This window comes from Enterococcus sp. LJL128, from assembly GCF_056924295.1.
Genome location: NZ_JBXPBP010000003.1, coordinates 114,078 through 130,346 on the forward strand (window position 1 = coordinate 114,078; position 16,269 = coordinate 130,346).

The following is a 16,269-nucleotide window of genomic DNA, read 5'->3' on the forward strand; positions in this document are numbered from 1 at the left end:
TGAAAAAAATGGAAAAATACATGGATAACGTCTTAGCATTTGCAGATAAAATTTCAAATAATAAATATTTAAAAGCTATTTCAAATGGACTAATGGCGACGCTGCCTGTCAATATTATTGGGTCGCTGGCACTGCTCTTGGCGGTTTTGCCAATTGAAGGCTGGAAAAACTTTATTGCTTCAATTAATATTGGCGGTTATCTCTCAGCCGGATATAGTATGACAGTGGGTGTTATTTCAATTTATGCCGCTTTTCTAGTCGGACATAGACTGGCGACAGAATTTAATCAATCTGCTGTTCCTGCGGGAATTGTTTCCTTGTTTGCTTTTTTAATGATGACCCCTCTAGTTACGTTGGAGGAGACAACAACATTGGATATGAGTAAATTAGGTGCAGGCGGTCTGTTTACAGCAATGATTTGCGGACTGGTTTTTGCGAGAATTTATTGTTTTATTTTAGAAAAAAACATTGCTATTAAAATGCCGGCAGGTGTTCCTCAGTTTGTAACGGATACCTTTGCTGGATTGATTCCAGCGATTATCTCAGGATTCATTGCAATCATTATAAGCTGGCTGTTCAGCTTCACATCGTATGGGTCGTTTTCAGATTTTATTTATCAGATTTTGGCAACACCTTTGCAAAGCCTGTCCTCTAGCGTAGGTTCGCTGTTGTTTATTGTTCTGATTCAAATGGTTCTCTGGTTTTTCGGAATCCATGGTTCACTGGTTGTTGGCAGTTTTGTTACAGCACTGTATCTGCCTATGGATGTTCAAAATATGGATGCTTTATCCGCTGGTGCGGCACGGTCGGATTTACCGAATATTTTAAGTAAGTCTTTCTATGACTTGTTTGCGGGGATTGGCGGAGCCGGTGGAACCTTGGCGCTAATCATTGTTATTCTGCTGGTTGCTAAATCGAAGCAGGCGCGAACTGTCGCTAATTTAAGTGCTGTTCCGGGATTGTTCACTATCAATGAGCCGATGATTTTTGGTTTGCCGCTAATCTTAAATCCAATTATGGCGATTCCTTTCATTTTAACTCCTTTGGTTCAAACGCTAGTTGCCTATATTGCAATATGGAGTGGTCTATTCCCGCGTCTTAGTGGAATTCAAGTGCCATTTGGCACGCCGATTTTTCTTAATGGCTTTTTAGCCGGAGGCTGGCAGATTGCTTTACTACAGTTGATTTGTGTATTAGCTGGCTGCCTATTCTACCTTCCTTTTGTAAAAATTTTGGATAAAGAGAAGGTAAGAGGGGAAGAACAGGCGGCAGCATTAGAAAATGGTGAGACAGAAAATAACAAGCTGGATACAGCTGGAGAAACAGTATAGAGACTGCAGGCCGCTAAATGAAAAGATGAGCGAGACAAAATGAAATATCTGTTTTGTTTCGCTTTTTGAATTCAATAAACATTTTTGTCTCAAGAGAAAAATTGGCAGAGCGTTTAGGTCAATGCCCTGAATCCTAAAAAATAAAAAAGATTATTAAAAATGAGAAAAGTATTTTAGTTCAACGAAGCTTCAGCCGTTCAAATGAATGAACACGATAAAGCAACAGCTTGCCGGTTCAGCTATCTTTGTTTTTACAGCTTTGTTATAGTTAAAAAGTGGAGGATGGAGGGAATCGGATGAAGGGAAAACTTTTAGCTCAAGCAGCAGTTAAATTTATACTAGGGTTGGCTGCCATTGCTTTGTTGCTGTTTTTTCCAGCTGGAACGCTGGATTTTTGGAATGCATGGCTGCTTGGGGGATTGTTGTTTATACCTATGGCAGTGTTGGGTATTGTTTTGTGGGTAAAAACGCCTGTGCTCTTGGAAAAACGTCTAAATACAAAAGAAAAAGAAACCGAGCAAAAACAGGTCGTTTGGCTGTCTCTGATAATGTTTTTAGGGGGCTTTATTACTGCGGGCCTAGATTTTCGATTTGGCTGGAGCCGTTTACCGTTGTGGTTAATCGTTTTGGCATCCGTCCTGTTGCTGATAGGCTATGCTATGTATGGGGAAGTTATGCGGGAAAATGCCTATTTGTCACGTACGGTTGAGGTGCAGCAAAATCAGCAGGTTATCGATACAGGTTTATATGGTGTGGTTAGACATCCAATGTACTTAGCCACAATTCTTCTTTTTTTAGCAATGCCGATTGTTCTAGGGTCAATACCAGCACTGCTAATTTTTTTACTCTATCCATTTCTATTGATAAAACGGATAACAAACGAAGAAATCGTGCTTTCCCAAGCGCTTACCGGCTATGAAGCGTATAAGCAGAAGGTTAGATATCGATTAATCCCTTTTATCTGGTAGCGTCATTACATTTTTGGCATGAAAAAGCTGCTGCTGCTCTTTTTAATGAGAGAATACAGCAGCTCTTTTCGAATCCTGGCGGCTAGTTTACCCGTCGTAAAAGCCAGTTGAGGCTATCTGCCGACAATAAAAGTCAGCTCACATTCACAGACCTTTTTGCCATCAACATAAGCAATAGCCTGACCGATGCCGACGAAATCACGTAGTTTCACGATTTCGAAATGAAGCTTTAGTACATCGCCGGGAACTACTTTTTGTCGAAACTTCGCTTTGTTAATTCCGCCAATATAAGCTGTTTCTCCTTTGAACTGATCCATTTTTAAAATGAGAATGGAACCAACCTGAGCAAGTGCTTCAATAATCAAAACGCCAGGCATTGTTGGGTTTCCAGGAAAGTGACCCTGAAAAAACTCTTCATTTATTGTAACATTTTTAGTAGCAACAATTTTTTTATCGGTAATGATTTCATCTACATAATCAATAAAACAGATTGGGTATCTATTGGGGATTAAATCCATTATTTCAGTAACAGTCATTACTTTTTCCATATTATTCATCGCTCCATTTCTTCATACAAATAACAGCATTGTGTCCGCCAAAGCCAAAAGAATTACTGAGGGTATATTCTGCTGAAAGTGAACGGGCATTCCCAGTTACATAATCCAAATCACATTCCGGATCAGGAATTTCATAGCCGATGGTGGGATGAGCAATTCCTTCCTGAAGTGTTTTTACACAAGCAATTGCTTCGATGCCGCCGGCTGCCCCCAGCAGATGACCAGTCATACTTTTGGTACTTGAAATGGGAATATGTTTTGCCTGCTCGCCAAATACTCGTTTGATAGCTGCGGTTTCCGCCGCATCGTTGGCTGGTGTGGATGTGCCGTGAGCATTAATATAGCTGATTTCTTCCGGCTGGATATCAGCTTCGGCGAGTGCCATCTGCATTGCAGAGGCTGCACCGCTGCCGTCTTTTAATGGGGCCGTCATATGACTAGCATCGCAGTTGCTGCCATAGCCGACAATTTCGCCAAGAATTACCGCTCCTCTTTTTTGGGCGTGCGTCATTTCTTCCAAAACCAGCATGCCAGCCCCTTCACCCATAACAAAGCCTTTGCGCTCTTTATCAAAGGGAATGGAGGCACGTGCAGGGTTGTCTGTGGTATTTAAGGCATTTAATGCGGCAAACCCCGCAATTCCAATCTCGCATATTGTCGCCTCTGTTCCACCAGTCATCATAACATCAGCTGAACCGTATTTGATTGCCCGAAACGCTTCTCCAATTGCATTTGTAGCTGAGGCACAGGCAGTTACAATAGTCTGTGATGTTCCTTTTGCTCCTAAGCGAATGGATATATTACCGGAAGCTATATTTGCGATGACCATAGGGACGAAGAAAGGAGTTACTCGGTTTGGTCCTTTTTTGTCCATCACTCGAACCTGATTCTGCAGCGTAGTCATGCCGCCGATTCCGCTGCCTACAATGACGCCAAAGCGTTTAGGGTCGAATAGAGCTTCTGTCAGCCCGCTCATTTGCCAAGCTTCTAGAGCAGCAGCCAGCCCGTATTGTGAGAACAAATCCATCCGTTTTTGTTCTTTTCGATCAAGGACGGCACTGGGATCAAAGTCCTTTACTTCACCAGCTAAGGAAACACCAATCTCTTCAGAAATGAATTTCGTGATTTTTCCAATGCCTGATTGCCCGTTAATTAAATTCTGCCAGTATTCTTTTACAGTATTGCCAATGGGGGTCACTGCACCCAAGCCGGTTATTACAACACGTTTCATTAAAATCCTCCTAGTTATCTTGATAGTCAAAGTAATAAATGAATGATTAACTTATACTTTTTTTGATTTATCAAATAAAATAGTTTGATTATCAAAGTATAATGGTTAATAATTCAGACATTAAAAAATGTCTGTCTCTTTTTTATTCTCAATTACGGAATGAGATTATCATTCTCAAACAGATAATACCAGTTGTGTTTTTATTCGTCAACCTAAATCATTTGTGGTATTTGAATAGGAATGTGATATTGATGGGATATTCACAAATTAAAATAATTATAGGATTGATTCGATATGCTGAAGAATAAAGACTTGTTGAAATTATTATTTTAGTAAAATCAAGTATAGCTATAAGATTGTTCAATATTTTTCAATTAGTTTTTCATTTTAGCGCTTATGGCAGAAAGGCAAAGAAGATTCTAATGAAGAGAGAAAATAAAATCTAAGGTGTTAGAATATATCTAAAAATGTTAGTAACGAATCGTTAGATAAACTAATTTTTAAAGATAAGTTACGCTAGTCTCTTTCAAACAATCGTTATCGAAACAGCACAGACTATTCTGTCACTATATTTAAGTAAACAGAACTGGCGACTGACTTGCTTACACACCCTATTGCCAGTTCTGTTTGCCTAAAGACGTGCTAACAGAATGGTATGCATCCGAAAGTAAAAGTCATTTTTCAATCAATAGTATTAAAAATGACTATTCTAAAATGAGCTAGCCTGTGGTTTTTCTTAATTTCCACAATAATCCCTGAAAAATTCGGCTGCTACTCTACTTTCAAGCAGGCTCAAGAGTAAAATGAAGCGATTAAGAATACTTAGCTGAGATATGAATAAGTAAAGGCAGGAAAATGGGACTTTAGCTGTTCAGTATAATTAAAAGGGCTAGAATTCGCGTTTTTTAACGCGTTATGGTGCCATCGATTTTGGATATGCTTTTGGATTGTAATAAAGCTGCTCTATTTTCCTTTTAAAACGAAAGTTCTTTTCAGTATTTAATACATGCTATAATGAGAAGGAATCTGCGGCTGCTAAAAAAGACAACTTGATTAAGAGCTTCTTTAGTTAGCTGAGAATAAAGCGGGGATAATTATGAAGATATTAATTATAGAAGACGAAAAAAATGTGAGAGCTGAACTAAAACAGCTGCTGGAGCATGCATTTTATGAGGTGACAGCTGTTGAAGTATTTGAAAATGTAGTGGAGCAAATAAAGGAACAGGCGCCAGATTTGGTTTTACTGGACTTGAATTTACCAAATCAGGATGGTCAGGTGATTTGTCGAACATTAAGACAAACCTCAACGGTGCCGGTTATTTTTCTAACCAGTGATAACAATGTACTGACTGAGCTGGACTGTATCTTGTTGGGCGGTGATGATTTTATAACCAAGCCCTATATTCCATCACTATTGTTGGCAAGGATTCAGGCACTTTTAAAGAGAACGGTGGTCCAGTCAAAGGAGCAGCTTGTATTAACACATAAGGGATTAACTTTAAATCTGACAACATACAAGGCTCGGTTTGAAGCAAAGGAAACAGAACTAACGAAGACCGAGTTTAAACTGCTTCACTTTCTGCTCCAGCGAAAAGAAGAGGTCGTGCCTAGAATGGATATTATTGTCTATCTTTGGGACAATGATGTTTTTATTGATGACAATGCGTTAAGCGTTAATATGACTAGACTAAGAAGTAAACTAGAGGATCTGGGTGTGTCAAACTTCATTCAAACTAAAAGAGGCGTAGGTTATCAAATATGAAACTATTCTATTATCTACATGATAAATTATTTGTCTTAGTGCTTCATTTTTCTTGTCTGCTCATTCTATCTTTCTATTTATTAACTCTAGGAAATACACCAGTCACAATTGTGCTGATTGCTCTTGTTTGGGTAAGTATTATTTTTGTTTATTTTACTTTGGATTACTATAAGAGAAAACGATTCTTTAGAGGGATTGACAAGCAAATGACACAGCTGGATAAACCCTATCTAATACATGAGCTTTTAGAAAAAAACTGGCGTTATGAGGATGAGCTGTATAGGGACATTCTGAGAAAAGCGAATACTTCTGCTATGGAGACAATTGCCTGGTTGGAGGAAGAGCAAACTGACTATAAAGAATTTATTGAGGCCTGGATTCATGAGGTGAAGCTGCCCATGACTAGTCTGCATTTGGCCGCTGCGGAGCTGGAGACAGATTCGGCTCGAAAAATTCAAATGTATTTAATTGACTTAGAAAACCAAGTAGATCAAACGCTTTTTTATGCAAGAAGTGACTATGTTCATCAAGACTATTTCATAAAAGAGGTTTTGCTGCAGGAAGTAATCGCTGAGCTGATTAAGAAAAATAAATATCTTCTCATTCAAAATCAGATGCAGGTTACAATTGCCTGTGAAGAGTTTGTATATACAGATAAGAAGTGGCTGGCATTTATTGTTAACCAGCTTATTTTCAATGCAGTTAAGTATAAAAAAGAGGGGCGGGGCAGCCTGTCTTTCACGGCTGTCTCAACCAAGGAACAGACCGAACTAACGATAAGAGATAGCGGCATCGGTATCAAAAGTCATGAACTTCCTCGAGTGTTTGATAAAGGCTTTACGGGAACCAACGGCAGAGCTGCTGGAAAAGCGACAGGATTCGGCTTGTATCTATGTAAAAAGCTATGTAGAAAATTAGGGCTGAAAATTGATTGTGCGGCAGTTGAAAATGAGTATACAGAAATCGTCATTATCTTTCCCAAAAATAGTTATCTTTCAGAGTTGTAACTTTAATGCAATCTAGATAAATATGACATGGTTTTAAGAAGTCATATACTTGGATTATAGAGTAAATCGCCTCCAGATAATTAATTACTGTTAATTTGCAGCAAAGCTGTTTAATTGGAGGTGTGTAACGGAAGGGTGTTGGGAAATGAATGAATTAATAAAAGTAGTGAATGTAGAAAAATATTATGGGAATAAGGGGAGTACAACGAAAGCTTTAAATCGAGTAAATTTTTCTGTAAGTGAAGGAGAGTTTACTGGGATTATGGGAACCAGCGGCAGTGGGAAAACAACCTTATTAAATATGCTGGCGACAATCGACCGGGTAAGTGCCGGACAGATTTTCTTTGGCAAGAAAGACATCACTCAATTTGGAGAAGATGAGTTAGCAAATTTTAGAAAAGAAAACCTTGGGTTCATTTTTCAAGATTTCAATCTGTTGGATACGTTGACATTAGAAGAGAATATTACACTCTCCCTAAGCCTACAGGGAAACAAGAAAAGCAAGACTCGAACGCCAAAGCAAATCATGGAACAGCTGGGAATTTATGAGTTTAGAGACAAATTTCCTTATGAAGTATCTGGTGGTCAAAAACAGCGGTGTGCCTGTGCCAGAGCGTTAATTACTAACCCTAAGCTGATTTTGGCGGATGAGCCGACCGGCGCCTTGGATTCAAAATCGTCAACGATGCTGCTGGAAACGATGGAAACAATGAACAGGGAGATGGCGGCGACTATTTTGATGGTCACACATGATGCGTTTAGCGCCAGCTATTGTAATCGAATTTTGTTTCTTAGCGATGGAGAGGTGTTTCAAGAGCTGTATAAAGGAACGCAGACAAGAAGAGCGTTCTTAAATGAGATTCTTGATGTACTGTCAATCATTGGAGGCGATGGCCATGCTTAATAAGTTGTCATTGCGTAATGCCAAACGGTCAGTCAAAGATTATCTGGTTTACATTATTACAATGACGATTATTTCATCATTGATGTTTGCCTTTAATGGACTGATTTTTTCTAATTCTATTAGAGACCTGTTGAATGAAATTACTTCGATGATTGTCTTTATCGGTCTGGCTACATTTTTTGTTGTGATGATTGTTGTCTGGCTGACGAAATATATTATCAATTTTATGCTGGAGAGGCGGAGCAGGGAATTTGGGACGTACTTGTTGATTGGCATGACTAAGAAGCAAGTAGCTAGGATGTTTAAAAGAGAGCATATGCTTTTAGGAATCCTAACGTTTTTATTAGGTCTTATTCCAGGTTATTTTCTGCATATTGCACTGATTAATGTTTTTTTCACAGTTTTTGAATCGAAGTATCAGTATACGGTTGATATCAATATCTACACCTATCTGCTTACTTTTGCGGTCTACTTCTTCGCCTACGCACTAGCACTGCTTAGAATCAATAGGAAATTTAAGAAGATGGAAATTCGGGATTTGCTGTATTTAGAAAACAATAATGAGCCAAGTGTGAAAAATAAAAAGCTCTTCTTAATTAGTTTTGTATATATTATTTTCTTTCATCTCGTTGCTTATACGGGAAATGTCACAATGCAAACGATTTGGCCAATGCTGGCTGCATTATTTGCAGCTATTTATGGTCTTTATATTGGCTTATCCGGTTATTTGAGCAGCTTTATCCAGAAAAAAGGAAGATGGGTTACTAAAGAAGCAAATGTTTTTGTTTTTAGACAGTTGGCTTCAAAGATTAGAACGATGCGTTTTACCATGGGCTCATTAACAATTTTATTTGCGGTAACAATCTTAAGCTGGATGTGTGTGTTGTTGTTCTCTGATTATCAGGCGAAAGTTTTCGATGCGAACTTGATGGATATCGATGTTTTTTATCTTAAAGATCAAGTGACAACTGATTTTCATGAACAACAAGAAGTCATTGAACAATATGGAAAAGTAGAAGCAGAACACATCTATCATGTATATCAGAATAATAAGAGCAGTGAGCTAAATGCGTATTTATATAAAAATGTCAAAGGTGCTTATGATTCAGAAGGACGAAGCGCATATTTTGACTATGATACCTACATGCTTTTGTCTGACTATAATCAGCTGCGGCGGATGGCAGGCTTTGAGGATATTCATTTGGAAGCGGGGCACTATCTTATTCAGTCAAAAGAAAAACTGGTGGATACATTCACAGATTATGGCTTAGCCAATAATCTGGTCGTTGGCAAGGAAACATTGGTGTATCAGGATACTGTCACAGATGCTTTCACGCAAAGTGGAATGAACGGAGCCGACTACATTCTGGTGGTTCCTGACAGCAGCTTAGCAGAAATAACTCCTTACTTTAGTATTTTAGCAGCAAATGTGGATAGCTCTTCTATGTATGAGATTGAACAGCACTTGGAAAAAATCTCCGGTTATTTGGGTGAAGATGGCGATATAGAAGATCAGCTATTAGCGATTAAGTATGGAACAAGCAGCGAACAGCTGATTACTTTCGGCACACCTATTACAGTACGGGAAAGCTTAGTTGCAGAGCTGGATAGTGTCACAACGAGTATGAGTTTTACGCTGGGGTATATAGGAATCGTGTTTTTAGTTGTAGCAATGAGTGTGCTGGCGATTCAGCAGCTTTCTGATGCCTCTAAATATAAGTACCGTTATCAGATACTGAAGAATCTGGGAATGAATAAAAGAGAACGAAATCAAGTGATTTTGAAACAGCTGGGTATTTACTACCTGTGTCCAGTTATCATTTCAGTATTTATTAGTATATGTACGGGATTGTTTGTCAGTAATAACTTTGCATTCTATACAGGGCTAAGTATGCCGGGGATTATTTATTACCTAATTGCATTAGCGATGTTTCTTACTATTTTCTTTATTTATTTTGTGGTAACTTATATCAGCTTTGTCCGGACTGTAGAAAAGTAAATAAAATGGTCTTAATAAAATTAGTGAACAAACGCAGGAATCGATTGATCCTGCGTTTTTAGTGTTTAATGGAGGCGGTTCTGAAAGTGTTAGAATTGGTCAATATTTTGAGAGCTTATGCTCTGGCGTAGCAAAGCAATAGTTTTTATTGAACAAAATTGGTATATGTGAAAAAATACAAAAAAATAGTTGTATTAAAAAAAAGAAAAGCTAGCTGTTGTTTCAATTGATTACAAACTCAGTGTTTTTAGTCAATGGATATGCTTTTTTCTTTGTAAAACATACTTCTTTAACAGAGGTGTTAGTGATAAGTAAGATTACAATGTTTTTAAAATTATAATATTGTAATTTTTATCAAAAAAAGTGAATAAATATTTCTATTTAGAATAAAAATGCTGTTGCAATTTATATTTCTTTATTTTTTTCACCTAAAATGCAAATATATCAACAATTGTAAGGGCTTTTATAGTAAAATGAAGTATAAGGTTATTCGATTATTTTATTTGAGAATTCCTTATTAATTAATGGCGATAGACATGCATATTATGTTATATTTATGCATGCTTATTAAATTTATTTTACAATTATATATGCTAAAAAATGAATAATAAAGGAGGTTGAGAATGAACGAGATGAATGTATCGGGAGATGAAGCAAATAGTCTTGAACAGGCACAGCGTTTTCTTTCCGGAGAAAATTTTTATAGTCAGCATTACTTTGGATTTCATAAGGATATTAAAAATGGTCTATCCGGATACGTGTTTCGGGTTTGGGCACCAAATGCTGAACAGGTCTGGTTAGTTGGGGATTTTAATGACTGGACAGATTCTTTGCCTATGATTAAGGGAAACGAGGGGATTTGGGAGCTGTTTACCCAGCTGCCGGCTGAAGGGGATTTGTACAAGTACAAGATCCGTCAGGCAGGCGGCAGGGAATTGTTCAAAATCGATCCTTTTGCGATTGCTTTTGAGCAGCGTCCGGGAGATGCAGCAGTTATTCATACGATTCCGGAAAAGCGCTGGAAAGATGGTTTGTGGCAGGGAAGAAAGAAACGCTCGGATTACTTTAAACGGCCGATGAATATTTACGAGGTACATGCCAGTTCATGGCGCCATCACGATGATGGTACACCGTATACTTTTAAATCATTGGAGGAGGAGCTAATTCCTTATGTAAAAGAACTGGGCTATACTCATATTGAATTTATGCCGCTGATGGAGCACCCATTAGGTATGTCTTGGGGCTATCAGCTGATTGGCTACTTTGCTTTAAGCTCTTATTATGGAACACCAGAGGAGCTGCAAGCCTTTGTAGAAAGCTGTCATTTGAATAATATTGGTGTCTTGATTGACTGGGTACCAGGTCATTTTTGTATTAATGATGATACGCTCCCTTATTATGACGGAACACCGCAATTTGAATATGAAGACCCGGATCGGGCGAAAAACATTCGCTGGGGGTCGTTGAATTTTGATTTGGGCAAACCACAGGTCCAAAGCTTTTTGATTTCCAGTGCCCTTTTTTGGCTTGAAATGTACCATTTGGATGGCATTCGCGTGGATGCTGTTTCAAGCATGCTGTATCGGGATTATGATGAAGGACCGTGGACGCCGAATCATGAAGGAGGCAACCGAAATTTCGAAGGGTATTATTTCCTGCAGAAGCTGAATGCGGTTATTAAGCTCGCTCATCCGAAAGCAATCATGATTGCTGAAGAGAGTTCGTCAAAAACGCAAATTACCGGTTTGATAGAAACAGGAGCATTAGGCTTTGATTACAAATGGAACATGGGCTGGATGAACGATACTCTGCGTTTTTATGAAATGGACCCGATTGTACGAAAAGAGCATTTCAATTTGCTCACTTTTTCATTTATGTACATGATGGACGAAAATTACATTTTACCTTTGTCTCATGACGAAGTGGTTCATGGGAAAAAGAGCCTGATGCATAAAATGTGGGGAGATCGCTACAAGCAATTCGCTCAGCTTAGGAATCTTTATGTATACATGATGACCCATCCGGGGAAAAAGCTTTTATTTATGGGCAGTGAGTGGGGACAGTTCCTAGAGTGGAAATATGATGAAGGACTGGAATGGCGGGATTTGCAGGATGATATGAATGCAAAAATGCAATGCTTTACCCGTACGCTAAATGAATTTTATAAGGAGCATCGAGCGCTTTGGGAGCTGGATAACAGCTATGACACGATTGAGGTTATTGATGCCGACAATAGTCAGGAAACAGTACTCAGCTTTATCCGCAAGGGGAAAACAAAAAAAGACTTCCTACTTGTTGTATTAAACATGACTCCAGTAGAGCGTCAAGGGTTTTCTATCGGTGTGCCTTATGAAGGAAGCTATCAGGAGATTCTGAATACTGAAATGAAGGATTTCGGTGGAACCTGGACAAAAATGAATGAAGATGCAGCTGCAGAGGAACAACCCTTCAAGCAGTTTGACTATCAAATTAGAACGACGGTACCTGCTCTGGGAGCAATTATTATACAGCCGAAAGATATCAAGATACGAAAAAAAACGAGGTAATACTTTGTCAGTAGAAGAAGGAGCGTTTTTTCTGAATACTGCAGGCAAATGAAGAAGCAATATAGTTTTTGAGGATGAAAGGAGGTAGGGTGAATTTATTCACCTGCACAAAAGATGAATAACGAAATGCTAGCAATGATTTTAGCCGGAGGGCAAGGAACAAGGTTAGGAAAGCTAACCAAAAATATCGCTAAACCTGCCGTGCCGTTTGGCGGTAGATACCGTATCATCGATTTTACGTTAAGTAATTGTGTTAATTCCGGAATCACAAATGTTGGGGTGGTTACGCAATATCAGCCGCTGGCATTGAATAGTCATATAGGCAACGGGGCAAGCTGGGGGTTAGACGGCATCAATTCAGGTCTAACGATTTTGCAGCCGTATTCAAGCTCAGATGGGGAAAAATGGTTTCAGGGAACAGCCCATGCGATTTATCAGAACATTGCCTATATCAACCAAATGAATCCTCAATATGTTCTTATTTTATCTGGTGATCATATTTATAAGATGAACTACGAAGCCATGTTGGAGGAGCATAAGCAAAACAACGCTTCCCTAACAGTGGCAGTTATTGAAGTACCAATCAAGGAAGCTTCCCGCTTTGGGATTATGAATACAGATGAAAATGACCGTATTATTGAGTTTGAAGAAAAACCAGATGAGCCAAAAAACAATTTAGCTTCAATGGGTATTTATATTTTTAACTGGGCTAGACTGCGGGAGGTTCTGATGAACAGCTATTCCAAAGATAGTCAAATGCTGGATTTCGGGAAAAATGTAATTCCTGCTTATCTTGATTCTGGAGAAAATGTGTATGCGCACCGCTTCAATGGGTACTGGAAAGATGTAGGGACAATTGATTCGCTTTGGGAAGCCAATATGGAGTTTATTGATATCGATAACGAGTTTAATATTCGTGATTTATCTTGGCGCATCTTCTCTAAAAACACCAGCTCGCCCCCTCATTTTATCACAGAAACGGCGTCTGTTGAGAATGCGCTGATTGTTGACGGCTGTTATGTGGCAGGCTCAATAAAAAATAGTATTCTGTCTACAGATGTTCAAGTAAAAGAAGGAAGCACTATTGAAAACAGCATTATCATGCCGAGAGCTCAGATTGGTCAAAATGTCACCATCAAGAACGCAATTATTGGTGAAGATGCGGTAATTGGGGATAACGCAGTAGTATATAATGAAGAGGAAATCGCCGTGATTGGTTATTCTGAAGTGATCGGAGTGAAAAAAGATGAAGACTAATAGAATGTGTGCAATTATTGGAAATATCGAAAAATTTGATGCATTGATGCCGCTGATTGAAAAAAGACCGTTGGCCACACTGCCGTTTGACTGTAAGTATCGTCTGATTGACTTTCAGTTATCCAGCTTAGTCAATGCAAACATCGACAGATTATTCATGGTCTTCAATGAAGGAGAAACCCAATCCGTTTTTGACCATATTGGCGGCGGAAAAGAGTGGGATTTAGATTCATTGAAAAATCGCTTTTTCACTTACTTTTATCAGGATTTCGTGAAAAAGAAAAATGAAGGAAAGCCGTTCTATAGCTCACTGATTGATTATCTACAAAAATCAAAATCAGAATATACGGTATTCATGAGCAGCCGGATGCTTTGTAATTTAGATTTGAGAGCTATTTTGAAAATCCATCAAGCCCAAGGAAATGATGTAACTGTTGTTTATAAACGGGTGAATAAAGAAAGTGTCTGTTCAGAGGATACTTTACTAGATATCAACGAAGAAGGTAGTGTGACTGGATCCCATGTCTTGAAGGATGCCAGCGCAGAAGCCGAGAGAGTCAACCTGAGTATGGAAGCCTATATTGTTCAAACAGAGTGGCTGATTCAAACACTGGAATGGGCGCAGGAAAATGATGCATCACCAAGTCTGATTGATTTAATGAAATCTCAACTTGGTCAGGCGAAGTGCTCCACTTATGAGTACATTGGCTATCTTAAGAATATCCATGATATTCAGTCCTATTATCAAGCGAATATGGATATGCTGGATCCGCAGAAATTTAATGCGCTGATGTATTCCAATCAAAAAATCTATACGAAGTTTAAAAATGAAGTACCCACTTATTATTCTCCTGATTCTATGGTGAAGAATAGTCAGTTCGCCACAGGCTGTGTTGTCCAGGGAACAGTAGAAAATTCATTGGTTTCCCGTCGGACCAAAATTGATGTTGGTGCAGTGGTGAAGCACTCTCTCATTAACGCCAGTGCAAAAATTGCTTCGGGCGCTCAGATTGAATATGCTATACTGGATAAAGGTGTCGTCGTTGATTCTGGTGTTCAGATTAAAGGGACTCCGGATAAATTAGCTGTGATTCGAAAAGGAGCACATGTTACTGAAAATGTGGTTGGGGGAGAAGCTGAATGAAGATTTTATTTGCAGCAGCAGAATGCGCACCTTTTTTTAAGACAGGCGGTTTGGGAGATGTCGCAGAAGCGCTGCCGAAAGAGCTGAGAGAAAAAGGGCTGGATATTCGAGTGGTGCTGCCTTACTATCAGCAAATGCCGCAGAAGTACCAAGACCAGTGTGAAGATGTACTCAGCTTTTATGTAGATGTCGGCTGGCGCCATCAATACTGCGGTGTAAAAAAAATGATGCTGGACAATGTAACCTACTATTTTATTGATAATCAATATTATTTTGGCAGAGAAGGCTTATACGGTCATTATGACGATGGCGAACGATTTGCTTTTTTCCAGCTGGCTGTGATAGAAATGATGGAGAAAATTGCGTTTGTTCCAGCTGTTGTTCATGTTAATGATTATCATACAGCTATGATTCCCTTTTTAATTCGGGAAAAATATCATTGGATCCAGGAATATCAGAAAATTGAAACGGTCTTAACTATCCATAATATTGAGTTTCAAGGTATATTCTCTGCAGAAATCTTGCCAGATTTATTTGGGATGGGAACGGAAAGATACTTTGATGGAACCGTTCGTTTTGATGATAATGTCAATTTTTTGAAAACCGGAATTTTGTATGCCGGTCGTGTGAATACAGTTAGTCCTTCTTATGCACAGGAAATTCAGACACCGGAATTTGGGTCCGGACTGGATGGGGTGCTGAGGATGGAAAAGGATAAGCTGAGCGGTATCTTAAACGGCATTAACTATACAATGAATAATCCCGAAACAGATCCATTGATTCCAGCAAATTTCTCGGTAGCTGATTTAAACGGGAAAGCAGTTAATAAAGCTGCGCTGCAAAAGACAATGGGGCTGCCTGAAAGGGATGTACCGCTATTTGCAATTGTCAGCCGCTTAACCCATCAAAAAGGGTTTCAGCTGATTATGGATGAGATGGAATATATGATGGCAGCAGATATCCAGCTAGTTGTGCTGGGAACAGGAGACCCTGGATTTGAGCAGAGCTTTCGGAATTTCGCCGGCCGGTTCCCTGAGAAATGTTCGGTCAGTATATCCTTTGATATTAAATTGGCCCAATTGTTTTACGCCGGCGCTGATTTGTTCCTGATGCCTTCGGCTTTTGAACCTTGCGGTCTATCTCAGATGATCTCTATGCGCTACGGTACGCTGCCGATTGTTCACGAGATTGGCGGTTTGAAGGATACGGTAATTCCTTACAATCCGATAACAAAAGAAGGAACTGGTTTCGGTTTCTATGAGTTTCGTTCTTTCTATTTGATGGAGGCAATCAAGCAGGCAGCAGAGCTGTATAAGCAAGAGCCGGCTATATGGCAAGAGCTGATACGAGCAGCAATGGCCACGGATTTCAGTTGGCGGCAGCCTGGACAGCAGTACATCGACTTGTATCAGCTGTTAACAGGGGCGTAAATTTATAGGTGCTCATCGTTTTTCTATTAGAAAAACGAACATTATAAAGAACGTTAGTTATTTTATCGGCTATCAGTGAAAGTGGTTGAAGAATGTAGAAAAAGCTTCTGCTTTAACGAGTACGTACAAGCAT

The 16,269-nt window shown here is 39.1% G+C and carries 12 protein-coding genes; 10 read left to right on the plus strand and 2 right to left on the minus strand.

Features of this window, described 5'->3' with window-relative positions:
- Positions 1 to 8: 8 nt before the first annotated feature.
- Positions 9 to 1,331, plus strand: coding sequence for a PTS sugar transporter subunit IIC (locus AC1Z3K_RS05755; protein ID WP_461732124.1), 1,323 nt, complete (start codon positions 9 to 11; stop codon positions 1,329 to 1,331).
- Between the two features lie 296 nt (positions 1,332 to 1,627).
- A complete protein-coding gene (locus AC1Z3K_RS05760; protein WP_426081211.1) occupies positions 1,628 to 2,299 on the plus strand; it encodes a methyltransferase family protein in 672 nt (223 codons plus the stop codon).
- A gap of 113 nt (positions 2,300 to 2,412) precedes the next feature.
- Here AC1Z3K_RS05760 and fabZ read toward each other — a convergent pair whose 3' ends face one another.
- The gene (gene fabZ, locus AC1Z3K_RS05765) at positions 2,413 to 2,847 is read right to left on the minus strand and encodes a 3-hydroxyacyl-ACP dehydratase FabZ (RefSeq protein WP_426081212.1); all 435 of its coding nucleotides are present in this window, start codon (positions 2,845 to 2,847) and stop codon (positions 2,413 to 2,415) included.
- Between the two features lies 1 nt (position 2,848).
- Entirely contained in the window at positions 2,849 to 4,087 is a 1,239-nt protein-coding gene (fabF, locus tag AC1Z3K_RS05770; RefSeq protein ID WP_461732125.1) for a beta-ketoacyl-ACP synthase II, read from the minus strand.
- A gap of 1,096 nt (positions 4,088 to 5,183) precedes the next feature.
- Between fabF and AC1Z3K_RS05775 the strand changes: the two genes are divergently transcribed.
- From AC1Z3K_RS05775 to glgA, 8 genes are all read left to right on the plus strand, one after another.
- The gene (locus tag AC1Z3K_RS05775) at positions 5,184 to 5,849 is read left to right on the plus strand and encodes a response regulator transcription factor (RefSeq protein WP_461732126.1); all 666 of its coding nucleotides are present in this window, start codon (positions 5,184 to 5,186) and stop codon (positions 5,847 to 5,849) included.
- Positions 5,846 to 6,856 (plus strand): sensor histidine kinase, encoded by a 1,011-nt coding sequence (locus tag AC1Z3K_RS05780; RefSeq protein ID WP_461732127.1) that lies wholly within the window; start codon positions 5,846 to 5,848, stop codon positions 6,854 to 6,856. Before AC1Z3K_RS05775 ends, AC1Z3K_RS05780 begins: the two co-directional genes overlap by 4 nt.
- A 145-nt stretch (positions 6,857 to 7,001) precedes the next feature.
- Positions 7,002 to 7,760, plus strand: a complete 759-nt coding sequence (locus tag AC1Z3K_RS05785; RefSeq protein WP_461732128.1) for an ABC transporter ATP-binding protein — start codon at positions 7,002 to 7,004, stop codon at positions 7,758 to 7,760.
- A complete protein-coding gene (locus tag AC1Z3K_RS05790) occupies positions 7,753 to 9,759 on the plus strand; it encodes an ABC transporter permease (protein WP_426081216.1) in 2,007 nt (668 codons plus the stop codon). The genes AC1Z3K_RS05785 and AC1Z3K_RS05790 overlap by 8 nt, the downstream gene beginning before the upstream one ends.
- A gap of 632 nt (positions 9,760 to 10,391) precedes the next feature.
- The gene (glgB, locus tag AC1Z3K_RS05795) at positions 10,392 to 12,305 is read left to right on the plus strand and encodes a 1,4-alpha-glucan branching protein GlgB (RefSeq protein WP_461732225.1); all 1,914 of its coding nucleotides are present in this window, start codon (positions 10,392 to 10,394) and stop codon (positions 12,303 to 12,305) included.
- A 114-nt stretch (positions 12,306 to 12,419) separates the two neighbouring features.
- On the plus strand, positions 12,420 to 13,562 hold the full coding sequence (locus AC1Z3K_RS05800; protein WP_426081217.1) for a glucose-1-phosphate adenylyltransferase: 1,143 nt from the start codon (positions 12,420 to 12,422) through the stop codon (positions 13,560 to 13,562).
- On the plus strand, positions 13,552 to 14,706 hold the full coding sequence (glgD, locus tag AC1Z3K_RS05805; RefSeq protein WP_461732129.1) for a glucose-1-phosphate adenylyltransferase subunit GlgD: 1,155 nt from the start codon (positions 13,552 to 13,554) through the stop codon (positions 14,704 to 14,706). The genes AC1Z3K_RS05800 and glgD overlap by 11 nt, the downstream gene beginning before the upstream one ends.
- On the plus strand, positions 14,703 to 16,136 hold the full coding sequence (glgA, locus tag AC1Z3K_RS05810) for a glycogen synthase GlgA (RefSeq protein ID WP_461732130.1): 1,434 nt from the start codon (positions 14,703 to 14,705) through the stop codon (positions 16,134 to 16,136). Before glgD ends, glgA begins: the two co-directional genes overlap by 4 nt.
- Positions 16,137 to 16,269 lie beyond the last annotated feature (133 nt).

Coding starts and splice junctions, on each gene's coding strand:
- AC1Z3K_RS05755 (WP_461732124.1), top strand. CDS start 9: ATGGAAAAATACATGGATAACGTCTTAGCATTTGCAGATAAAATTTCA.
- AC1Z3K_RS05760 (WP_426081211.1), top strand. CDS start 1,628: ATGAAGGGAAAACTTTTAGCTCAAGCAGCAGTTAAATTTATACTAGGG.
- fabZ (WP_426081212.1), bottom strand. CDS start 2,847: ATGGAAAAAGTAATGACTGTTACTGAAATAATGGATTTAATCCCCAAT.
- fabF (WP_461732125.1), bottom strand. CDS start 4,087: ATGAAACGTGTTGTAATAACCGGCTTGGGTGCAGTGACCCCCATTGGC.
- AC1Z3K_RS05775 (WP_461732126.1), top strand. CDS start 5,184: ATGAAGATATTAATTATAGAAGACGAAAAAAATGTGAGAGCTGAACTA.
- AC1Z3K_RS05780 (WP_461732127.1), top strand. CDS start 5,846: ATGAAACTATTCTATTATCTACATGATAAATTATTTGTCTTAGTGCTT.
- AC1Z3K_RS05785 (WP_461732128.1), top strand. CDS start 7,002: ATGAATGAATTAATAAAAGTAGTGAATGTAGAAAAATATTATGGGAAT.
- AC1Z3K_RS05790 (WP_426081216.1), top strand. CDS start 7,753: ATGCTTAATAAGTTGTCATTGCGTAATGCCAAACGGTCAGTCAAAGAT.
- glgB (WP_461732225.1), top strand. CDS start 10,392: ATGAATGTATCGGGAGATGAAGCAAATAGTCTTGAACAGGCACAGCGT.
- AC1Z3K_RS05800 (WP_426081217.1), top strand. CDS start 12,420: ATGAATAACGAAATGCTAGCAATGATTTTAGCCGGAGGGCAAGGAACA.
- glgD (WP_461732129.1), top strand. CDS start 13,552: ATGAAGACTAATAGAATGTGTGCAATTATTGGAAATATCGAAAAATTT.
- glgA (WP_461732130.1), top strand. CDS start 14,703: ATGAAGATTTTATTTGCAGCAGCAGAATGCGCACCTTTTTTTAAGACA.